The 23,604-nt window shown below is 26.1% G+C and carries 16 protein-coding genes and 1 CRISPR repeat array; of the genes, 14 read left to right on the forward strand and 2 right to left on the reverse strand.

The window, feature by feature from the left end:
- Positions 1-149 precede the first annotated feature (149 nt).
- Positions 150-1,775 carry an AAA family ATPase gene (locus BMW96_RS06235; RefSeq protein ID WP_092353587.1) on the forward strand — a complete coding sequence of 542 codons (1,626 nt, stop codon included), beginning with the start codon at positions 150-152 and terminating at the stop codon, positions 1,773-1,775.
- A gap of 376 nt (positions 1,776-2,151) precedes the next feature.
- Here BMW96_RS06235 and BMW96_RS06240 read toward each other — a convergent pair whose 3' ends face one another.
- On the reverse strand, positions 2,152-2,931 hold the full coding sequence (locus BMW96_RS06240) for a MerR family transcriptional regulator (RefSeq protein ID WP_162207512.1): 780 nt from the start codon (positions 2,929-2,931) through the stop codon (positions 2,152-2,154).
- Positions 2,932-3,270: 339 nt separating this feature from the next.
- Between BMW96_RS06240 and cas9 the strand changes: the two genes are divergently transcribed.
- The 5 genes from cas9 to BMW96_RS06265 all read left to right on the forward strand — a co-directional run bounded on the left by cas9 (position 3,271) and on the right by BMW96_RS06265 (position 11,741).
- Complete coding sequence (cas9, locus tag BMW96_RS06245; RefSeq protein ID WP_092353591.1) at positions 3,271-7,230, forward strand: type II CRISPR RNA-guided endonuclease Cas9; 3,960 nt, start codon at positions 3,271-3,273, stop codon at positions 7,228-7,230.
- Entirely contained in the window at positions 7,227-8,096 is an 870-nt protein-coding gene (cas1, locus tag BMW96_RS06250) for a type II CRISPR-associated endonuclease Cas1 (protein ID WP_092353593.1), read from the forward strand. The genes cas9 and cas1 overlap by 4 nt, the downstream gene beginning before the upstream one ends.
- 16 nt (positions 8,097-8,112) lie before the next feature.
- Positions 8,113-8,406, forward strand: a complete 294-nt coding sequence (gene cas2 / locus BMW96_RS06255; RefSeq protein WP_244881268.1) for a CRISPR-associated endonuclease Cas2 — start codon at positions 8,113-8,115, stop codon at positions 8,404-8,406.
- Positions 8,403-9,077: a type II-A CRISPR-associated protein Csn2 gene (gene csn2, locus BMW96_RS06260; RefSeq protein WP_092353597.1), complete on the forward strand. Its 675-nt coding sequence runs from the start codon at positions 8,403-8,405 to the stop codon at positions 9,075-9,077. Before cas2 ends, csn2 begins: the two co-directional genes overlap by 4 nt.
- 59 nt (positions 9,078-9,136) lie before the next feature.
- Positions 9,137-9,832: direct repeats of the CRISPR family, unit length 36 nt; unit sequence GTTTTAGAGTTATGTAATTTAGAATAGTAGCAAAAC.
- 274 nt (positions 9,833-10,106) lie between these two features.
- Positions 10,107-11,741, forward strand: a complete 1,635-nt coding sequence (locus tag BMW96_RS06265) for an AAA family ATPase (protein ID WP_092353599.1) — start codon at positions 10,107-10,109, stop codon at positions 11,739-11,741.
- On the opposite strand, the gene BMW96_RS06270 is transcribed toward BMW96_RS06265, so the two are convergent.
- Positions 11,742-13,673, reverse strand: a complete 1,932-nt coding sequence (locus BMW96_RS06270; RefSeq protein WP_180320352.1) for a BglG family transcription antiterminator — start codon at positions 13,671-13,673, stop codon at positions 11,742-11,744.
- A 198-nt stretch (positions 13,674-13,871) separates the two neighbouring features.
- On the opposite strand from BMW96_RS06270, the gene BMW96_RS06275 reads away from it, so the two are divergent.
- From BMW96_RS06275 to cas5b, 8 genes are all read left to right on the forward strand, one after another.
- Positions 13,872-14,321, forward strand: a complete 450-nt coding sequence (locus tag BMW96_RS06275) for a PTS sugar transporter subunit IIA (RefSeq protein WP_092353601.1) — start codon at positions 13,872-13,874, stop codon at positions 14,319-14,321.
- Positions 14,322-14,633: a PTS fructose transporter subunit IIB gene (locus BMW96_RS06280; RefSeq protein ID WP_092353603.1), complete on the forward strand. Its 312-nt coding sequence runs from the start codon at positions 14,322-14,324 to the stop codon at positions 14,631-14,633.
- A gap of 102 nt (positions 14,634-14,735) precedes the next feature.
- A complete protein-coding gene (locus BMW96_RS06285) occupies positions 14,736-15,833 on the forward strand; it encodes a PTS fructose transporter subunit IIC (protein ID WP_092353605.1) in 1,098 nt (365 codons plus the stop codon).
- 50 nt (positions 15,834-15,883) lie between these two features.
- On the forward strand, positions 15,884-18,604 hold the full coding sequence (mngB, locus tag BMW96_RS06290; RefSeq protein ID WP_092353607.1) for a mannosylglycerate hydrolase: 2,721 nt from the start codon (positions 15,884-15,886) through the stop codon (positions 18,602-18,604).
- Positions 18,605-19,537: 933 nt separating this feature from the next.
- A complete protein-coding gene (gene cas6 / locus BMW96_RS06300) occupies positions 19,538-20,230 on the forward strand; it encodes a CRISPR-associated endoribonuclease Cas6 (RefSeq protein ID WP_092353611.1) in 693 nt (230 codons plus the stop codon).
- A gap of 14 nt (positions 20,231-20,244) precedes the next feature.
- Entirely contained in the window at positions 20,245-21,960 is a 1,716-nt protein-coding gene (locus tag BMW96_RS06305; protein ID WP_092353613.1) for a hypothetical protein, read from the forward strand.
- Positions 21,953-22,888 carry a type I CRISPR-associated protein Cas7 gene (locus tag BMW96_RS06310; protein ID WP_092353634.1) on the forward strand — a complete coding sequence of 312 codons (936 nt, stop codon included), beginning with the start codon at positions 21,953-21,955 and terminating at the stop codon, positions 22,886-22,888. The genes BMW96_RS06305 and BMW96_RS06310 overlap by 8 nt, the downstream gene beginning before the upstream one ends.
- A 3-nt stretch (positions 22,889-22,891) precedes the next feature.
- A complete protein-coding gene (gene cas5b / locus BMW96_RS06315; RefSeq protein ID WP_092353615.1) occupies positions 22,892-23,593 on the forward strand; it encodes a type I-B CRISPR-associated protein Cas5b in 702 nt (233 codons plus the stop codon).
- The last annotated feature ends 11 nt before the right edge of the window (positions 23,594-23,604 follow it).

Raw genomic sequence — 23,604 nt, forward strand, 5'->3', positions numbered from 1 at the left:
CGGTTATAATAAAACCGTTTTTTGCTTAAAATGTTGAATATCCTATAATTTGTGATATTTATCTTTTTTTGTTAAAAAATATAGTTTATATAGCTATAGTTAATAGTTTTAAAATAAGGTATAATAAAATAACGGAAAGGGTGATAGAAATGAAAAAAGCTATTCCATTAGGAATAATGGATTATGAGAAACTAATAAAAGATGATTATTATGCAGTAGATAAAACATTAATGATCAAAGATTTTCTTGAAAGAAAAAGTAGTGTTACATTAATTACAAGACCAAGAAGATTTGGAAAAACAATCAATATGTCAATGATGGCAGAATTTCTCGATATCACTAAAGATTCTAAAGAAATATTTAAAGATACAAAAATTATGAAGACTAATTATGCTGACCAAATTAATCAGTATCCAACTATTTTTATCACTTTTGCAGGAGCTAAAAACAGCTTACAGGAAATTGTAAGCTGGATAAAAAGAGGAATCTTAAAAGAATATCAGCGTTATAAATTTATTTTAAATGATTTGGATGAATTTGATAAACCAGTTTATGAAGCAATAAAAAAAGAATTAATTAATTTTGATAATAATCAATTAAATGATATTACGGATTCTTTATCATTTTTAATGGAGCAGTTAGAGAAATATTATCAAAAAAAAGTTATGTTGTTTATCGATGAATACGATACACCATTTATTGAAGGACATGTGGGAGGTTTTTATAATGAAATAAAAGGTGGGTTAGCAGGATTGCTCCATAATGCTTTAAAGCTATCATCAAGCTTACAGTATGCTATGCTTACAGGAATTCAAAGAGTAGCTAAAGAAAGTATTTTCAGTGATTTAAATAATCTTATAGTATGTACAGTAATGGATAAACGATATGATCAGTATTTTGGTTTTACAGAAACAGAAACAGAAACGTTGTTAAAATATTATGATTTAAGATTAAATGATGAAGTAAGAGAGATGTATGATGGTTATCATATGGGTGAAGTAGAAATATATAATCCATGGTCGATTATTAATTATGCAGATAATAAAGAACTAATTCCTTATTGGGTGAATACCAGCAGTAATATAATGATTAAAAAGGTGATGGAAAAAAGTGAAGTAAGCTTCAAAGAAGGTTATGAAACATTGATCAGACAAGGGTATTTAGATACGCAGATAATGATGGAGACAAGTTTTTATGAACAGTCGCAGACAGAAAGCTTATGGGGATTGTTTGTAAATGCAGGATATTTAACAATAGAACAGATGATTCGAAAAAACAGATATCGAATTAGGATCCCAAATGAAGAAGTACAGCAAGAATTTATGTCATTGACAGCTTATTATTTACAGGTATCAGAAAGTATTTTAGATGATTTATTTTATGCAGTAGAAACGAAAGACAAGAAATTATTTGAAAACAGTTATAAAAATATTCTAATGACATTGCCATCATATTATGATTTAAAGGACGAAAACAGTTATCATATGATGATATTAGGTATGAGTGCCTGGTTAACAAGTGAGTATGAAATAATAAGTAATCAAGAAGCTGGATTAGGAAGATGTGATATTATTTTAAAGGCGAAAAAGGCTTTACCATCATATGTAATTGAATTCAAGTATACTAAGGATAAAAAGGAAATAGAAAAAGAATCAGAAGAAGCGGTAAAACAGATTATTGAAAAGGAATATTCCAAAAAACTAAAAGGAGAAATAGTATATATAGGATTAGCTCATTGTGGTAAAGAAGTAGAAGTTAAATGGGTGGAAAAATAATTTTCTAAAATGTCTATTAATTTCTTTAAAATACTTGTTGGTTTTATATCAAGTTTTTGGATTAACAAATGTAAGAAATTTGGTCAGTTTGTTTTAATATATATTCTCTTTAAAAATTATCTGGTGATAAATAGTTACAATGTATGTAGATTTTACCATGTTATAAAGTTTCTTTAAATATTAAAAAAACAATTAATAAGTGTAAGAATGTATTATTTAAATCAGTGGAGTATTGTACAAGGATGAAAAGTTATATAGAGACAGAATATAGATGAGGGATAGTAAGTTATAGACAAATAGCAACTATTTAAAAAAGCATGATAGATTGATGAATAAGACATCGAAACATATCATGCTTTTTTAGTTGTTATATTATTTAACTAGTATATAATAAAGCATACTTATTAATGTTGTCATTACATAAACTAATAATAAAATACATATTTTCACTATTATAACCTTTTTGTTCTAATAATTGAAAAAAATCAGCTATTTCAAATAATGAAAAATTTTCATTAATATTAAATATATTAAAAATGAAATTTACAGGATGGTTTATATGTGGAATTTTATCAATAAATTCATCATATGTACTCCAATTTTGATAAACACTCTCAAATTCCCATGTTTTATTACTTAAATCTTTTAATAAATCTTCATCAAGTTTTATAATTTCATTATTAGGAAAAGTTTGCAATAAACGATATATATCATTGCAACATTTATTAAAAGAAAGTGTTGCAGTAGAGTTGTTACGTTTTAGTATAATGGTATTTTTATTTTTTATAATTTCTAATTTTGATGTGTTTTTAATATTTTTAATTTTATCATTCATGTTATTTATTTTTTCAAGATATGATTCCTTTAATTTAATTGAATTAGATAGTTTTTCTTGATGTATTTTAATTTTTTCATCTATTCTTAATAAGATACTTTCATCATTTCTACTAATTAATACTTTAATTTCTTTAATAGTAAAACCTATAGTTTGAAATTCTTTAATTTTATAGAAATCTACTGCTTGTTCTATTTTATAAAAGCGATAGCCACTTAATTTATCAATATAATATGGTTTTAGTAAACCTTGATGATCATAGTATCTTAAAGTTTGTGTAGAGCATTGGCATAATTCAGCAAATTTTTTAATATTAAGCATATCTTGTTCCTCCTTCTGATGAAAGAATATCATTATAGTACACTATAATGTAAAGAATAAATAATTAAGTTAAACGGTATTATTAAGAAGAAAAGGTGAAATTTATTGTTGTTTTTGGTAAAATAATGTAAAGATAACAAATTTGATTATAAACATCTAAAATAAGAGTAATATGAGTAAATAAAAATAGTTGCATAGCAACTATTAGTATATCACCTATGTGATACCATTTAAAATGGCATTAAAGCAAAGCTTTATTTTAACTCGTTATATAATTTAGAATAGTAGTCAAATTTCTTTGACATAATAAGAATAAAATAAAATGGGGAGAAAGTCAATATGGATAAAGAAAAAATTAAGTATAGTATAGGCCTAGATATAGGAACGAGCTCAGTTGGGTGGGCTGTAGTTGATAACAATTTTAAATTATTAAAAAAAGGTAATAAAAATATGTGGGGAAGTCGATTGTTTGAAACAGCAAAAACTGCTGCTGATCGTCGTCAAAATCGTTCTAATCGAAGAAGATACAATAAAAGGCGGGAACGAATTAGATTGTTACAAGAACTTATGGCAAGCATGGTATTAAGTGTAGATCCAACTTTTTTTATTCGTTTAACACAAACTACTTTTTTGGATGAAGAAGATAAAAGTAGGTTTTTAAATGATAAATATAAGGGGAATTATAATTTATTTATTGAGGATGATTATAATGATCAAAATTTTTATAACAATTTTAAAACAATATATCATTTAAGAAATTATTTATGTCAAACTACTAAAAAAGAAGATCCTAGATTAATATATTTAGCTTTGCATCATATTGTTAAGTATCGTGGTAATTTTTTATATGAAAAGCAGGATTTTTCATTAGATGCTACAAGAATCGAAGATGATTTACAAAGTATTTTAGATAAAATTAATGAATTTAATGATTTAGGTATGATATTTGATGAACAGACAATTTTTAAAATATTAAATATTTTAAAAGAAAATAATAATCGAAGTGAAAAGATAGATAAGTGTTTAAAACAGATAGCTATTGATAAAAAGAATAAACAAGTATTTAAAAATCTGTTTAGTGGAATAGCAGGTAATCAATTTAATTTTACAAAAATGATTTCTAATGAAGTTATACAATATGAAGATGAAGATATTAAATTAAAGTTTTCAGATGTGAATTTTGAAAATAAGATAGAGGAATATAGTGTTGCATTAGGAGAATATTTTGAATTTATTGAATTGATGAAAAAAATATATAGCTGGATTACGCTAAATAATATTCTTAAATCTGGAAATAGTATATCAGAGGCAATGATCAATAGATATGATATGCATCATAATGATTTAAAAAGATTAAAAAAATTGATTAAAGAGTATGATAGAAAAGTTTATTATGAAGTTTTTAGAAATCAAAGTGATAAATTAAAAAATTATTACAACTATATAAATCATCCTGGTAAAACCAGTAGAGAAGAGTTTTATAAATATTTAAAAAAGGTATTAGAAAAAATAAATAATGAAGAAGTTAATTATTTTTTAATGAAGATTGAAGAGGAAGAGTTGTTATTAAAACAAAATGATCGTGATAATGGTGCTATTCCTTACCAGTTAAATTTAAATGAAATGAAGAAGATAATTGAAAATCAGTCGAAATTTTACGAAGATTTAAGAATAAATAAAGATAAATTAATTAGTATTTTAACATTTAAAATACCATATTATTATGGACCTTTAGATGGTAATGATAAATATGGCTGGTTAATTAAATATCAAAATAAAAAGCAGGAACGAATTACTCCATGGAATCATAATGAGGTTGTAGACATGGAAAGAACAGCTACAGCTTTTATTGAACGTTTAACTAGTTTTTGTACATATTTGCCTGATGAACTAGTTATGCCTAAAAATTCATTAACTTGTAATATGTATGAGCTTTTAAATGAATTAAATAGGATTAGAGTAAATGGAAAATTGTTGGGAAGAGATATTAAAGCAGGAATAATTGAAAAATTATTTATGAATAAAAAAATTATTAAAGAAAGTGATTTGAAAGAATGGTTTATTAAAAACAAAATCTATTTAGAAATAGATGAGATTTCGGGATATCAAAAAGATAAAATATTTTCTTCTTCATTGGGGTCATGGATTGATTTTAAAAAGATTTTTAGTGTTATTGATGAGTCTAATTATTTAGTTATTGAAGAAATCATTAAAGATATCACAGTTTTTAATGAAAAAAATATTTTAAAGAAACGCTTAAAAAATGTTTATAAGTTGTCTAACGAGCAAATAAAGAAAATTTTAAAATTAAATTATAGTGGATGGTCAAAACTATCTTATGAATTAATTAACGGAATTAAAGCTGATAATTGCTATGGAAGTTCAGTAAGTATTTTAGAAGTAATGAAGGAATCAAATCTTAATTTGATGCAGATAATTAATGATGATAAACTAGGTTACAAAAAAATCATAGATGAGAAGAACTGTTTTGAAACTGATGAAAAATTCGATTATGATGAGATAAAAAATTTACCTGGATCTCCAGCAATAAAAAAAGGAATTTGGCAATCGCTTCTAATTATAGAAGAAATAACAAAGTATATGAAGCATCAGCCAAAAAATGTCTATATTGAATTTGCACGTGAAGAAGGAAAAAAAGAGCGAACAAAAACACAAATAAAAAAACTTAAAAATATTTATAAAGATTTGGATTTACAGTTAAATCATGATATTTGGGTAAGAAATAAGCTTAATCAAGAAAAAGATGACTATAAGCTTAGTAATGAAAGATTGTATTTATATTATACGCAAATGGGAAAATGTATGTATTCAGGAGAGGCGATTGAAAGTATAGATGATATTTTTAGTGATGAATTATATGAAATTGATCATATAATACCTCGTTCAATTATTAAAGATGATAGTATTGATAATAAAGTATTAGTAAAAAGAAAAGAAAATCAAAGAAAGTCAAATGATATTATTCCATTACCAATTAGAGAAAAACAAATTGAGCGGTGGAAATATTTATTAGATCACAAGCTGATATCTCAAAAAAAGTATTTTAATCTGATTCGTGATGAAATGGATTCTCAAACAATAGAAAAATTTATTAATCGTCAATTAGTTGAAACTAGGCAGATCATTAAACATGTTGCCAATATTATTGATAACCATTATGCTAATACATCAGTAGTAGCCATAAGGGCTAATATAATTCATGATTTTAGAATAAAGTACAATATTTATAAAAATCGTAACATAAATGATTATCATCATGGTCATGATGCATATATTGCTTGTGTTATAGGACAATACATGAAAATACGTTATCCACAATTTGATGCAAAATATGCTTATAATGAGTATATGCGCTATGGTAATAATAAACATGATAAATCAGGATTTATTTTAAATAGCATGAATTATGAAGGTTATGATAAAGATACTGGGGAGATAATATGGCATCCTGATACAATTAAAAAAATTTTAAAATGTTTTAATTATCGAGATTGTTATATTACAAAAAAACTTGAGTCAAGTGATGGAGAATTATTCGATGCAACTATATATTCGCCAAAAAGCAATAAAAAAGATTTGATTCCTGTAAATAAATTCAGAGCAAATAGTAATAAGTATGGTGGGTTTTCTGGAGTAAAATATATTATTTATGCAATTGAAGGAATTGATAAAAAATCGTCAGTTGTGCGTAAAATTGTCAAGGTTCCACTTATTTATAAAGATGAAAAACCAGAAAAAATAATTTCATATATTGAAAAGTATAATAATTATAAAGATGTTAAGCTCTTAAAAGTTATTAAGAAAAATCAATTAATTGAAATAGATGGCGGTTTTTATTACATCACTTCACCAACCGAATTGAATACAGCCTGGCAGTTAGTTTTAAATCCACATGAAAATGCAGTAGTATATAAAATTAATCATGCACTAAAAAATAATGTTGATAAAGAGTTGGATATTAAGGAACTGGATTCATTATATTTAAGTTTAATTGATAAATTAAACAATTATTATCCTAAATATCAAAGTACAATAAAAAATAAAATAATTGATCTACATGAACGATTTAAAAATTTATCATTACTTGATGCAGCAAAAGTAATTGAACAATTATTAGTTGCTATGTCTGCTGGTCCCCAAAATGGTAAAATTGACCTGCCTAATTTTAAAATTGGTGATCGTATTGGAAGATTAAAAGGACAAGATATTTTACTAGATAAAACTATATTTTATAATCAATCAGTTACTGGTTTATATTCAAAAAAGGTAAAGTTATGACATGGCGGACTATTTTTATAAAATCGAAGGCAAAATTATCTTACAAAAATGATTATTTAGTAGTTCGTAATGAAGAAATACATATGATTCACTTGTCGGAAATAAACACAGTAATAATTGATTCTACCGCAGTAACAGTTACTTCCTACTTAATATCAGAGATGTTGAGTAGGAAGATCAAATTAATTTTTTGTGATGATAAAAGAAATCCTCAAGGAGAAGTTGTACCATATTATGGATGTCATGATTCAAGTAAAAAAGTCCATGAGCAGTTAAAATGGGATGAGTATGTGTTAGTGGTATGGACTAGGATTATTAAAGAAAAAATTATAAACCAATCAAAATTGCTTCACTATTATGAAAATGATAATTATAAAAAACTAGAATTATATGCTAGTCAATTATTAGCAAACGATATAACTAATCGTGAGGGACATGCAGCTAAAGTGTACTTCAATTCATTATTTGGGTTAGGATTTAATCGAGAAGATGTTAGTGATATTAATGCATCTTTAAATTATGGATATGCTATAATTTTATCGCAGTTTAATAAAGAAATTGTAGCAAGTGGATATTTGACACAGTTGGGAATTAAACATAGTAACTATTTTAATTTTTTCAACTTATCTTCCGATTTAATGGAGCCATTTAGACCATTAATAGATAAAATTGTTAAAGATAATTATGGAAATGTATTTGATATAACAATGAAATTAAATTTAATCAATGTTTTAAATAAAAAAGTGAGAATAAAAAATAGAGAGCAATATGTAAGCAATGCTATTGGTATATATGTAAAAAGTGTAATAAATGCAATTCAAAAGAGAAATATAGAGCTATTAGATTTTTTTGATTATGAGTTATAGATATATGAGGATATTAGTGTTTTATGATTTACCAGTAGAAACATATGCTGAACAAAAAGAATATCGTAGATTTCAGAAAAGTTTAATTAAAAGTGGTTATATAATGATGCAAGAAAGTGTATATTGTAAACTTGCATTAAATAACTCTATTGTGAAAAGTGAAAAACAGAAGTTATACAAAAATAAACCTCACTGTGGAATTGTTCAAGTTCTAGTTGTTACTGAAAAACAATTCGCTCAAATTGAATATATAGTTGGGAAAAAATCAAATATAAAAGAAGATAGGGATGATAGGTTAATAGTATTATGAAAATGAAAATAATTGGATTTGATATGGATGTAGATTTTAGTGATTCAATAGATACAATTTTAATTATTAAAGATAGTAAATTATTTTCAAAAGTTGCATTTGAGATTTATAATTATTCATTAGTTAGTACGTGTGAGATAATTATATTAGATGATTATGGAGAGATAATCAAGAATAATTTTATTGAGTGTATATATGATATAATCAGTTATGATTTAACTTCTAAAAAGGTATTAGCAAAAATATATATGACAATAAAAAATAATATAATAGATGATATAGATAAAGAAACCACTCTTTTAAATGATATAAATAAAGTAAATGGTTTATTTATTGAGGAACTGGAAAATTATAATTTAGATTATTCTTATGAGACGAATATAAAGATAGAAAATTATTTAAAACTGTTAAATTTAAAAATAGTAAGTTCTGGAGAATCAGTATTTAATAAGATGATAGATTTAATTGAGATTTATTCAGAATTGTTTAATGAACATGTTATAATATTTATAAATATTATGTCGTATTTGAGTGATGATGAACTAGAGGAAGTCTTAAAATATAAGAGGTATAAAAAATTAAAATGTATTTTTATTGAGAATAATTTTACTAGAAATATAATAGCAAATAAGTATATAATAGATGATGATCTATATATGTATAAATTATAACACTATCTAAATTATGGATGAAGTCGTTATTCATTTATACTTTTAAAACCTAATTTGAGGTTTTAGAGTTATGTAATTTAGAATAGTAGCAAAACACATTTATTTCCATTTTTATAAGTGCCATTGTTTTAGAGTTATGTAATTTAGAATAGTAGCAAAACTAAAATTTTTTCATGGTATGCCTCTGTTGAGTTTTAGAGTTATGTAATTTAGAATAGTAGCAAAACACAATGAAGAACTGTACGATATCACCGAACGTTTTAGAGTTATGTAATTTAGAATAGTAGCAAAACTATTATTTCTTTGTTCCTAACAGATTGACTGTTTTAGAGTTATGTAATTTAGAATAGTAGCAAAACTTCCAATCCAAAAACAATAACATGATAGTGGTTTTAGAGTTATGTAATTTAGAATAGTAGCAAAACTCCAGAATTTTTAAGCGAAGCAATAGCATCGTTTTAGAGTTATGTAATTTAGAATAGTAGCAAAACTTCTTTCCAATGGTCCCAAGTCAACCTATTGTTTTAGAGTTATGTAATTTAGAATAGTAGCAAAACAATATCTGCGGGATAGTATAAGTAGTAGTAGTTTTAGAGTTATGTAATTTAGAATAGTAGCAAAACAGCATTTCGTATGATAAATCTAACGGGCATGTTTTAGAGTTATGTAATTTAGAATAGTAGCAAAACATACCATATGGAATATCTGACAAAATCAGGGTTTTAGAGTTATGTAATTTAGAATGATTTTAAAATCAATAGACTAAATCACATATTTAGAAGGACTTGGAGTAAAAATTATTTATAGTGATGCACAAATTAATAATATCATTATTGATAATAAGATTTTATGGATTCCAAATTATGGGTATTATGAAAAACAAAAGAATGTAAATGCATTTCGCATTAAAGATGTTAATGTGATTGAGGAAATTATTTCAATGATAAAAGATAATGATTGAGATGATTGATAATAAATGTGGTATACTATAGGGGGCATATAATATACTTATTATTTGGAGGTGTTTGGATGAAAAGGGTTCCAATTGGTGTAGAAGATTTTAAAGAACTGATTTCTAATAATTATTATGTAGATAAAAGTGAATTGATTAAAGATATGATAAATGAAAAAGTTGTTTTATATACTAGACCAAGAAGATTTGGTAAAACATTAAATATGAGTATGTTATATTATTTCTTTTCAATTAAACAAAAAGATAATGCTCATTTATTTAAGGGATTAAAAATAGAAAAAGATATTGAAGCTAAAAAACATCAAAATAAATATCCAACGATTTTCATTACTTTAAAAGATATGAAACGTAATAATTTTAATGATCAAACAGAAAAATTTGCAGCTTTAATTTCTGATATAGTTGATAAGAATATTGAATTATTAAAAAGTCCTTTTTTAAATGAACGACAAAAAAATTTATTATGCCAATATTTAAATACAACCAGCTCATCATCAAATCTGCAAGATGCACTACTTAATATTTCAATTTGTCTACAAAAGCATTATCATAATAAAGTAGTTATATTAATTGATGAATACGATGTTCCTTTACAAGAAGCATATATAAATAATTATTATGAAGAAATGATTGATTTTTTAAAGAATGTTTTTAGTGCAGCGTTAAAGACAAATGATGTTTTACAAAAGGGTGTTTTAACAGGGTGTTTAAGAATTGCAAAAGAAAGTATTTTTACAGGTTTAAATAATTTTTCTACATGTTCTATTCTTGATGAAATATCAGATAATCGTTTTGGTTTTACGAATGATGAAATAGTGGATATTTTAAATTATTATCATCTTGAACAGTATCAAAATGAATTTAAAAGATGGTATGATGGATATTTATTTGGTAAAACAGAAATATATAATCCTTGGAGTACACTATTATATGTAAATAAATTAATAAAGACTTCTAGTGTAACTGGTGAATTATTTTGGGCTAATACTAGTGGTAATGAGATTATTTATCGTTATATTACTAATAATAATTTTGAACTTAAAGAGGAATTTGCTATTTTAGTTAAGGGTGGGATGATAAAAAAAGTAATCAAGCCAGAATTAACATATCGACAAATGGATGATCTCAATAATATTTATAGTTTTCTTCTTTTTACAGGTTATCTTAAAATTAATAAGTACTTGGATTATAATTATTATGAATTGATGATTCCTAATCATGAAATTAGGATGATTTATAAGGAAACATTTGATGATTGGACAAAAGAAATTATAGAAAATAATAGTCAAAAATTAATTGATGCCCTTTTAAACAAAGATGAAGATGAAGCTAATAAAATTTTAAATTATATATTATTACAATCAATTAGTTATTATGACAATAAAGAAAGTTTTTATCATGGTTTTATGATAGGGTTAATGAATGGAAATAATACTTATTCTAATATTGAAACTGGTGATGGGAGCAGTGATATTAAATATTTACCTGTAAATAAAGAAAAAAGAGGCTTTATCTTAGAACTAAAGTTAGTTAAAGATAAAGATCTCTATGATACTGCTATTGAAGGCTGCGATCAGATTGTTGAAAAACGATATATGGAAAGTGAAAAAGTTCGTGGATATCAGGATATAGTAGGTTATGGAATAGCATTTGATAAGAAAAGATGTTTTATCAAAATGGTCAAAGATTAGCTATTCTATATTCTCTAATAAATTATTAATAAAACTATCATAGTTATAACTATGAATAATACTTTGCTGTAACTTAGAATTATTAACAATCTCAATAAAGATATCATAAAGGTGCTCAATGTCTTGTTGGTCACCTTGTTTTATTGCAAGTAAAAAGACGATTTGAACTGTATCTTGCTGGTACCAGCTTAGAGGTTTATCAATGATGGCTACTGCAACTTTGGTATCCTTAGCACATAAACGCATAGGATGAGGTAAAGCGAATACTTCGTTCATATTAGTTTTAGCTAAATTTTCACGTTCCATTACATAATCAAAATAGTCTGTATCAACTATATCCTGATTTTCCATTAAATGACACATTTGTTTTAGTAAAGCTTCTTTAGAGTCAACTTTATCTAAATGAATAAATAGATTCTTATCAAAAAACTTATTAGATTTCTTCATTTTATTTAAAGATATTGAAGTAAGGAACTTAGAAATAGCTTCAATATCCTGATTATTTAAAGCAAAATCAACAATAATAGTAGGTATAAAATCACTTTTTAAAGGGATTGTAGAAATAACAAAATCAATATTCAACAATTCTCTTTTAGTATAATTAATAAACTCATTATATGAAGCTTTACGAACAATTGTTATCTTATCTTTAAAGAAAACATTTAATCTAGTTTCTAACATTCTTGTAGTCGCTTGACCAGAGCCGCAAACTAAAATAACACTTTTATTTTGAAGACTACCAGAAAAACATCGTTCAATTGCAGCACCAATGTGTAGTGATACATAACCAACTTCATCTTCAGTTAAAATATATGGCTGTTTGTTAAAGATTTTTGCAGTACATGTAATAGTAATATCAAATGCTAAGGGAAAATTAGTTTTAATTGTATTTAATAAAGGATTGCGTTTATTTAAAGCAAAAGATTTAGTATTTAAAATTGATTTGAAATGTAAGAAGAGATCATGAGATAGGATTTCATCATTGCGTAAATCAAAATTATAGTCGAGATAAATATTATTTAGTAGTTCTGCTACTAATTCTTTGATTTTACTATCATTATCAATTAAATCATTTAGCTGGGTATTAGCAACTAAATGAGAGTAAAGATACTTTTTTTCACCTTCACTAATAGTAATATTAAAATTATTTTCTATTTCTAAAACAATATCATTAATAAAATCAATATAGTTATCATCAATACTAATAGTATTATTTGTATTGATATAACAATCAAACTGAATTCTTGAAATCATTAGTGCAAAATGAATAACTAAATTTTTAAAATTAAAGTCATTAGTTTTTATTTGAGCTTTCTTTAATTTATTAGAAATAATTTGTTTAAGTAAATCAAGATCAATTCCATCAAAAAGAGTATACTCATCTTTAGTAAATCCAGTAACATAGTTTTGAAAATTAAACGATAAAACATTTTCAACTAAACATTTACGTTTATCATCTTCATTACCAATTACTTTAACACCAGCATTATTTTTAGAAATATATTCAAGATTATATTTTGAAAAGATATTTTTTAAAGTCTTAATATAATTTTGCAAAGTATTTCTACTGACATATATATTATCAGCTAAATCATCAAGTGTTATATATTCATCACTATATAATAATAAATTTAGTAAATATTTAATACGATCTTGGGAAGTGTCTAATTCAGGATTATTTGATTTTGTTTGTTTTATTGAAGATAAAAAAGTATTATATTTTTCTTGATCATTGATTTCAATATAATATCCTGCTTTTCTTTTTAGTTTTAATTGGGCACCATTTTCTTTAATTATTTCGTTAATTGTTTGAATATCACTACGAATAGTACGATCAGTAATATTTAATAGAGATGATAAACGATTTACAGAAACAATATCATTTTGCCTAACATAATCAAAAATTTCATTTAAACGATTGTATGGAAACATTATTATCACGATTCCTTCCTTACTATGTTTATATTGTATAGATTATTGCTTTTTTATGCAAATAAATTATTTCCGAAATAAAATGGAAATCTTGGTGTTTATTAAACAAAAGTTTCCGATAATAAGTGGAAATATCATTGATTGAAATATAGCTAAATTCAAGATAGACTGTAGTTGTGGCAAGGAGGTAATAAGGTAATGCTTAATGAAGATTATATATTTTTAGATGTAAAAGCAGTTAATAAAGAACAGTTATTGGGATTTATTGCAGATATGGCTCAAGAATATGATATTTGCAATAATCGTCAAGGATTGTTTGAAGATTTAAAAAAACGGGAATCTGAGTTTCCAACAGGTTTGCAAGATGGATTTGCAATTCCTCATGCTCGCAGTAGTCATGTTAAAAAGGCTGCAATTTTATATTTAAGAACTAATGAAGCAATTGAGTGGGGAACAATGGATGATAAAAAAGTTAATTATTTATTTTCTTTATTAGTTCCAAAGGAAAATGAAGGAAATCTTCATTTACAAATGATATCTAAATTAGCTACTTGTTTATTAGAAGATGATTTTAAGGATACAGTAAAATCTTCAACTGACAAGTTAGAACTAAAAGATTATATATTAAAAAATATGGAGGTAGAATAAATGAAAATCGTTGGAATTGCCGCTTGTCCTGCAGGACTAGCACATACACCTATGGCAGCCAAAGCTTTAGAGAAAGCTGGAGCTAAATTAGGGTATGATTTAAAAATGGAACAACAAGGTAGTATGGGGCAAATTAATAAGATTACTGATGAAGAAGCAAAAGAAGCAGCTTTTGTAATCGTAGCTTCAGATCAAAAGATTTTAGGAATGGAACGTTTTGAAGGTAAGCCAGTAATCAGAATTGATATTACGACTTGTATTAAAGCACCAGAAGCAGTAATTAAAAAATGTGTTCAAGCAACACAAAAATAAAAAAGCAATTTAACTTGGCGGAGTTAAATTGCATCCACAAAACTATAATGAGTTGTGTGTACTCTCATTATAACATAAATTATGAAAAGAGAGGTAAAACGAATGAAAAAGTTTTTAAAAGATGCTAAAGGACATATAATGTCTGGAATTGGTTATATGTTACCTTTAATTATAGGAGCATCATTAGTTGTAGCAATTCCTAAATTGATAGGAGTAGCTATGGGTATTAATAGTTTAGATGCTTATGCTACTAAAGAAGGCTTTTTACACATTTTATATTTATTAGAACAAGTAGGTTGGACTGGAATTGGTTTAGTTAATACAGTATTAGCAGGATTTATTGCTTTTTCAATTGCTGATAAACCAGCTATTGGTGCTGGTTTGATTGGTGGAGCTTTAGCTAGTAATACTAAAGCTGGGTTCTTAGGAGCTGTTATTGCGGCGTTTATTGCAGGATATATTGTAAAATGGGGTAAAGAGCATATTAAATTACCTGATTCAATGCAGCAAATGATGCCATTAGTAATCTTACCATTTTTAGCAACAGGTGCAGTAGCTGTAATTATGGGTGTTATTTTGGCAACACCATTAGCTTCAATTAATGATGCTTTAGTGTCATGGTTAAGAGATATGTGTAGTGGTGGAACAAGTCAATTGATTCTTTCATTAGTATTAGGGGCAATGATTGCTTCAGATATGGGTGGACCAATTAATAAGTCAGCATGGATGGCTGGGAATGTTTTAATGACAGAAGGAATATATCAACCTAATGTATATATCAACTGTGCTATTTGTATTCCACCTTTAGCATATGCAATTGCTACTGTAATTAAGAAAAATCGTTTCTCACCAAGTTTTAAAGAAGCAGGTAAAGGTAACTGGGTTATGGGATTTATTGGTATTACTGAAGGAGCGATTCCATTTACACTAGTTAAAGCAAGCCGTTTAATTCCAATTAATATGATTGGTGGGGCTATAGGTGCAGGAATCTGTTGTTTACTTGGAGCGACTGCTGAAATTCCTCCAGTAGGAGGTATGTATGGATTTGTTTCAATCACTAGTGGTTGGGCTTATCTTATAGGAATTATTGTTGGGGCATTATTTATTGCAATTGTGGCACCAATGGTAGTTGATTTTAATGAAAATGATGATGAAAAAGAAACCATCTCAATTGATGATATTGATATTGTAATTGAATAAAAAAGATAATAGGAAGATTCATATCTTCCTATTAAATTAAAGGAGTTAACATGAAAAGAAAAGTACATGTAATCCCACATTCGCATTGGGATCGAGAATGGTATTTTACAACATCTAGATCAAAAGTTTATTTAATGAAAGATTTTAAAGATGTTTTGGATACATTAGAAACAAATAATGATTTTAAATATTTTATGGTTGATGCTCAAGGTTCTTTATTAGATGATTATATAAAATGGGTGCCACAAGATAAACAGAGAATTGAAAAGCTTGTCAAAGCTAAAAAATTAATTATTGGTCCTTGGTATACTCAAAGTGATCAATTAGTAATTTCGGGTGAAAGTATTGTTCGAAATATGTATTATGGAATGAAACGATGCCTTGATTTTGGTGGGTATATGAATGTTGGTTATGTTCCAGATTCATTTGGACAGTCAGGTAATATGCCACAAATTTATCGTCAATTTGGAATCAATGATACTTTATTTTGGCGTGGTGTTAGTGATGATATGGTTAAGCATACTGATTATAATTGGCGTGGTGATGATGGTAGTGTTGTTTTTACAACCCAGATTCCGTTCGGATATTATATTGGAGGTAATATTCCAGAAGAAGATAAAGCAAGTGATGAATTTTGGCAAAAAGAATGTTTTGAAAAAGCAGGGAGTCGTAGTGCTACTAAACATATATATTTTCCTAATGGTTTTGATCAGGCACCAATTCGAAAGAATCTTCCTGATTTAATTAAGGAAAGAAATGAAAAAGATCCAGATAATGAATATGTAATCAGTTGTATTGAAGATTATATTAAAGATGTTAAAAGTGAAAAGCTTGATTTAGAAGAGGTAAATGGTGAATTAGTAATTGCAAAGCATATGCGGATTCATAAATCGATCTTTTCGTCACGCAGTGATTTAAAGGTATTAAATACGCAGGTACAAAATTATGTTACTAATATTTTAGAACCAATTTTAACAATCTCTTACCATTTAGGTAATGATTATCCTCATGAGGCAATTAGTGAGGTTTGGAAATTATTATTTGAAAATGCGGCCCATGATTCAATTGGTTCATGTATATCTGATACTGCTAATGAGGATGTTTATATGCGTTATAAACAAGCTCGAGATATTGCAGTTAATTTAGTTGAATTGCATTCTCGAATGATTGCAACAAAAATTAAGAATCAAACTAATAATGAAATCACTTTAACATTATTTAATACCTTACCTAAGAAACGTAGTGAAACAATTGTTTTTGAGACATATTTACCTGCTGATATTTTTTCAATCAAAGATGATCATGGTAATTCTGTTAAATATACAATAATTGAAAAAACAGATTTGACAGACTATGTTTTATCGCAAACTATTCGATTAAATCCAAGTAAAAATATTTATTTGCCAAGCATAGTATATCAAGCTAAAATTGCGATTGAAGCTAAAAATGTACCAGCATTAGGATATGTGCAATATACAATTGATTTAGATGATAAATCTAATGATGATATTCAAGAAATAAATTATTTAGAAAACGAGTATTATCAAATTATAGTTAATGAGCATGGAAGCCTTGATATCTATGATAAATTAGCTGACTATCATTATCAAAATCAGGCGGTTCTTGTTGAAAATGGTGATGATGGTGACAGTTTCAATTACTCACCGCCACGTCAGGATTTAGAAATCTTTTCTACTAATAGCAAATTTGATTATCGTATAGATGGTTCTAGTCTATATCAAAAAATAACGATTAATTATCAAATGCTCATTCCTGCAAATTTACAAGAAAGAGCAAAACAACAGACAAGTGTTAAACTACCAGTAACCTTAGAAGTAGTTTTAAGGAAAGGTTCAAAAATAATTGATTTAAATGTTCATGTTGATAATCATGGGTTATCACATCGTTTATGTATTTTATTTGATAGTGCTCTAACAACTAAGTTCAATTATGCTGATCAGCAGTTTGGGTTAATTAAACGACCTAATAGTTATGATAAAGAAATGAAATTATATCTTGAGGGATTAAGTAATCAGGAAAAGATAGAGAAACCAAAAGAATTAGCTAACTGGGCCAATGATCAATCAGCTTGGCAAGAACCGCCTATTTCAATTGAACCAACTCAAAGCTATGTTGCATTAACTGATGAAAGCAGGGGGATTGCAGTTATTCCTCAAGGAGTTCGTGAATATGAGGTCATTGGTGAACAAGGAAATCAAATTAGATTAACTTTATTTAGAACATATGGTTTTATGGGAAAAGAAAACTTGGTTTATCGTCCTGGTCGAGCATCAGGTGAACGAATTATTGCCACACCTGCTGCCCAATTATTAAAAGAAATGGATTTTAAACTTGGATTTACAACTTTTAACTGTGATATTAATGATGCTGATATTGATATTTTAGCTAAAGAGTATAATACGCCAATAGAGGTTTATGAGTATGCTGATTTTTTAAATGGTAGATTGATTTTTGCTCAAGAAGACGAAGAACAAATATTACCAGTTTCTAATTCATTATTTGAAAGTAAAAATAACTTGGTTATAAGTGCAATCAAAAAAAGTGAAGATGCTGATGGATATATAATTCGGTTATTTAATGGTAAAGATCATCAAAATATTGGCGATAAACTTACTTTTAATTTTGATATTACTGAAGCATATTATACTAACTTAAAGGAAGAAAAGCTTGAAAGGATAGATGTAGTTGATAATAGTATAATAATTAAAGCAATATCACATTGTAAATTTATTACAATATTAATAAAATAATAAAAATAAACCTATGTAGAATACAAATTATTATTCTAATAGGTTTTTTTATATAAAATTTCAATAGTTATGTAAAAAAAACTGTATGATAAAATCAATATTAATGATAAGTATTTTATTATAGGGAGAAGAAGTGTGGCATTGTTATTAAATGTTCCCTATGAACAAAAAGGTGAGGTGAAAAATGAGGGCTAAATGATATGTATTAAATAAAAAAGGTTATTATAAATTTATTGAATTGATTCCTGATTTAAAAGATGAAGTAACTATAATCTGATTATTTATATGTTATCGAAGGGGTAATATGTTTTAGTTGTAATAAAAAACTAGGGTGATTGGATATGGAAAAGAAAATTATTTACAAATTTGTGATGGGAATTTTGAAAATAACTCAAGTGAAATCAATATTGTTTTATATTTATATCTTATACTAATGATCCTGCTAAATTGGGTGCAGACAAACTGTGATCATAAAGAACGTTATTCTAAAACAACAAAGATATCTTATTTAGTTAACTTTTATGATTACTGTGAGGTATTACAAGGGAATTTTTATATTTTTAATGAAGTTGATGATCAATTTTTTATTTATGATAAAAAATTGCTACTAATTAAAAAACTATATAGATGATTTAGTTTTAAATATAGAAGTAGGATGGGAAGTAATGATTATTTAATTAAGAAGTATGGTGAAATAATAGATTTGGGTATTATAATTTGATTTTTGATGTTATTAATATTTGAAAAAATATTAATCTATTGAAAAAATATTAGACATTTGTTTAGTTTTTTTACTTTTATATTCTATATTATGAAAATATTTTACTAAAAAATAATAACAGTTAATTTTTGTCGTTATTAATGTAAGCGCTTTTGCTTATGGGTTAAATATATATTATAATAGAAATATGTAAAAAATTGGAGAATAGAGATATGGAAATATATGAAATAAAGATAAAATTATACTTATTGAAAAATATAAAGATTGAAGAGACACAGACTTATTTAGCATATTTTATTGATAGTGTGATGGTTAAAGATAATATGTTTTTAGGGGTACATGAAACTAATCAATATAAATTTTATACTTTTGATAGCTTGTATCCTTTGGCTAAAAGTGGGGTTTATCAAAAAGATAATTCATATGTGTTTAGAATAAGGACATTAGATTATCAATTAGCTCAATATTTATATGATACCCTAGCTAAAAACCGTACTAAAGAATTTCAGGGCTTAACAGCTGAGGTTAAAATAATTAAACAAAAATTAATAAAAAAGCTGTATACACTTACCCCAGTGATTTTAAAAACAGAACAGGGATATTGGAAAAATAGTATTAAAACAGAGGATTTTGAAGAACGATTAAAAACTAATTTGATTAAAAAATATAAAGATATTACTGATAAGGATATTAATGAAGATTTTCAGTTTTATTATCAAATTAATTTTAAAAACAAAGTTCCAGTATCAAGAAAATATAAAGAAATTAAATTATTGGGTGATATGATTGAACTAGAGATTGCGGAAAATGATGATGCTCAAAAATTAGCTTTTTTAGCAATCGGCTCAGGTTTGTTAGAAATGAATGCTCGGGGATTCGGTTTTGTTAATTACATATATTATTAAAAGGAGGGTATATAATGCTTGATGATTGTTTGAGAATTTTTAAGCAGGAGCTTAAAGATAATAGAAATTTAGTTTTAGATACAATAATCTTGGCTGATGGGGATTATGTTTTAGTACATGGCGATGGTACTTATGATGTTGAAAAAATTAAATATTCAAAAAGAGATCATTGTTTAATCGAAAAGCCAGAAGATGAAATATATGATAAATTGTGTTTTTATGATTATCAAAGTCAGTTAGTGAGTATGAATAAACCTCAGGATCCAGGGAAAACGATTCATTCAAATAACTATTTATCATTGTTTGTAAAAAAGGAAAGTTTTAATAATGGTAAGATGAATGATAAAGCAATTGAAAGATACTTCAAAGCTTTAGAGAACCCTCAAGATAAATATAAAGGTAAAGATTTACAGATGTATAATTTTGTAAATGATAATATTAGTGAGATCGATCAAGAAAAATTGTTACATAATAAGCAATGGTTAAAGGAGCATATATATAATTTAGAGGGCGTTGATTATAATGAAAAGGATTATTTAAAAATCTTTTTTGAGGTAGATGATCAGTTATATATTGATGAAGGAAATCGTTATCTTTTAACTAAGATATTTAATTGTAATGATTATAATGTTTATGATGATGGTACAGTTTATGGGTTACCCAATTATAATTTGCAGTTAAATGCAAAGAAGCCTTTTTTAGAAAATAAAACCAGAATGCATAAAATTCCATATATGGTTTCTTTAGAAGATGCCTTATTACAAAAACAGTTTTTTGATTATTTGTTAAATCGAGTAAGTACTGGTAAGAGCAATGTATACATAAATGAAGATAATGATAAAAGAATTTATTGTTTAGATAATATTGAAAATATAGATAAGGGATTTAATGGATTTTATCTTAAAACTAAAAAAGGTAAAGAATTAGAAATACATTATATGGATGTTGTTACTGATTATAAACAATATCTAAATCCTTTATTTGATTTTGAAAATATTATTGGGGCTTTAGATGATGAATGTTATCGAGAATATAAATATCGTAATGAAGTTGAAAAATTAATTAATAATATTTTGTTTTCTAAGTATTTAATTAATAATTATTTTACGGCTCCAGATGATATAAAAAGTATTAAAGCAGATAGTGTTTATAAAAAGAATCTATTAACTTGTAGAAATGCAATATTTGCTTGGACACGTGCTGGAAGACTTGATGATATTGGATACGTTTTACCAAAAGCAGCATTAGAGGTTGTAATTAATTCGATTAGAAAGGAATATATAAAATCAGCTCAAAAGCAGTTAAATCTTTATTTTGCTTTAAATAAATATTTTAATAAACAGGAGAATGGTATGGAAGGTATAAGAGAAAGCTTGCGAACTAAAATAAATAGTGAGCATCAAAATGTAATTGAAAATGATTTACAGTATAGTTTTGCAGTTGGACAAATAATTTATTTTTTACAAACAAAAAGTAAAGCTAAAAAGAGAACACAAGACTTTATTAATCAATTTATTATTATAAGAAATGATGCAATATTAAAGAATAAATTAAGACAATTTTATCGGAGATATAATTATGAAATGACTATAGAGGATAAGCGCTTTAAAAATTTATATGGTATGGTTGAGCTATATCTAAATGTTGGAAAAATTGATCAAGGTATGTTATTAGCTGGATATTTAGGAGAAAATTTAATTTATGAAAAAGGAGAAAAAGAAAATGGATAAGAGAGTATATGGAGTAATTGGAATATCATCAATCATGGCAAACTGGAACGCTGATTTTTCTGGTTATCCAAAAAGTTTATCTGATGGGACGATTTTTGGTAGTGATAAGGCTTTAAAATATCCAATGAAAAAGATGTGGGATAATGAAGGTCAAAAAGTTTTATATATGAAATCAATGAAATTTTCACCACAGAAAGATGGCATTGTAACATTAGTACCTAATTCATTAAAAGAAAGATATGAAAAATTATTTGATGTTGATGATTTAGGAAAATGTAAAGATGCTAAAGAAGTATTGTCTAATTTAATGAGTGCGGTTGATGTTAAAAACTTTGGAGCTACATTCGCAGAAGCTAAAAATAATATCTCAATTACTGGTGCTGTCCAGTTTGGGCAGGGAATTAATAAATATAGTGAAAGTGTAGCTGAAGAACAACAAATATTATCACCATTTAGAGATAGTTCAAAAGATAAAGAAAAAGATGAAGAGGCTAAAAATTCAACTTTAGGTACTAAGATCGTTAGTAATGAAGCTCATTATTTCTATCCTTTTTCAATTAATCCTAGTGCTTATAAAGAACTTGTGACTTTAGGGGTTACAGATGGCTACACTAAAGAAGATTATTTAAATTTTAAAAGAACTGCTTTAGTTGCAGCAACTTCTTTCTCATCAAATGCTAAAGAAGGATGCCAAAATGAATTTGCTTTATTTGTGGAAACTAAATCGGATACATATTTGCCAAATTTAAGTGAGTATATTAGTTTTGAAAAAACAGATGTTAATAAGATTATAATTGAATGCAATATGTTAAATGAATTAGAAGATGTTTTAAATATTGAAATTTATTATAATCCTGAAACAACAGTTTTAGAATCAAATTTACCAAAAGCTAAAATTTATAACCTGATTACTAAAAAAGAGGTGTAATATATGCAGGCACTTAAATTTACTTTAAGTGGTAAAACAGCTTTTTTTAAGCGTCCAGAGGTCAATACATATTATTATTATACTTTTGGTAATATTCATAAAGTTGCATTATTAGGAATGTTTGGAGCAATTTTAGGTTATCATGGTTATAATAATACGATTGAATTACCAGAGTTTTATCAAAAATTAAAAGATATCAAAGTATCTATTTTACCTCAAAATAAAAAGGGTTATTTTTCAAAGAAAATTCAATATTATAACAATTCAGTTGGTTATGCATCCAAAGAACAGGGTGGTAATTTAATCATAAAAGAACAATGGCTAGAAGATCCTTGCTGGAATATTATTGTTTTATTGGATAATGAAGAAGCAAACAAACTTGCTCAAGCTTTAATTAATCAAAAGTGCGTTTATATACCCTATTTAGGTAAAAATGATCATCCTGCTAATATTACTGATCCTATAATTATTGATTTGGAGAAACGTAATATTGATGAAGAGTCTTTGGCCTGTTTATTTCCTAAGGGAGCTTTTGAAGAAGCTGAGGATATTGATATTGATTTTTATAAATATCAAGAAAGTTTACCAGTTGGATTAAATGAAAAAACGGGATTGTATGAGTATATGACATTTATTCATACTAATCTTTATATGGATGAAGGCAGTGTATACAGTTTTGATGAAAAAAACATTGTATTTTATTAACCCGCTATTAA

Origin of the sequence: Thomasclavelia cocleata (genome assembly GCF_900102365.1) — a bacterium.
Classification (GTDB): domain Bacteria; phylum Bacillota_I; class Bacilli_A; order Erysipelotrichales; family Coprobacillaceae; genus Thomasclavelia; species Thomasclavelia cocleata.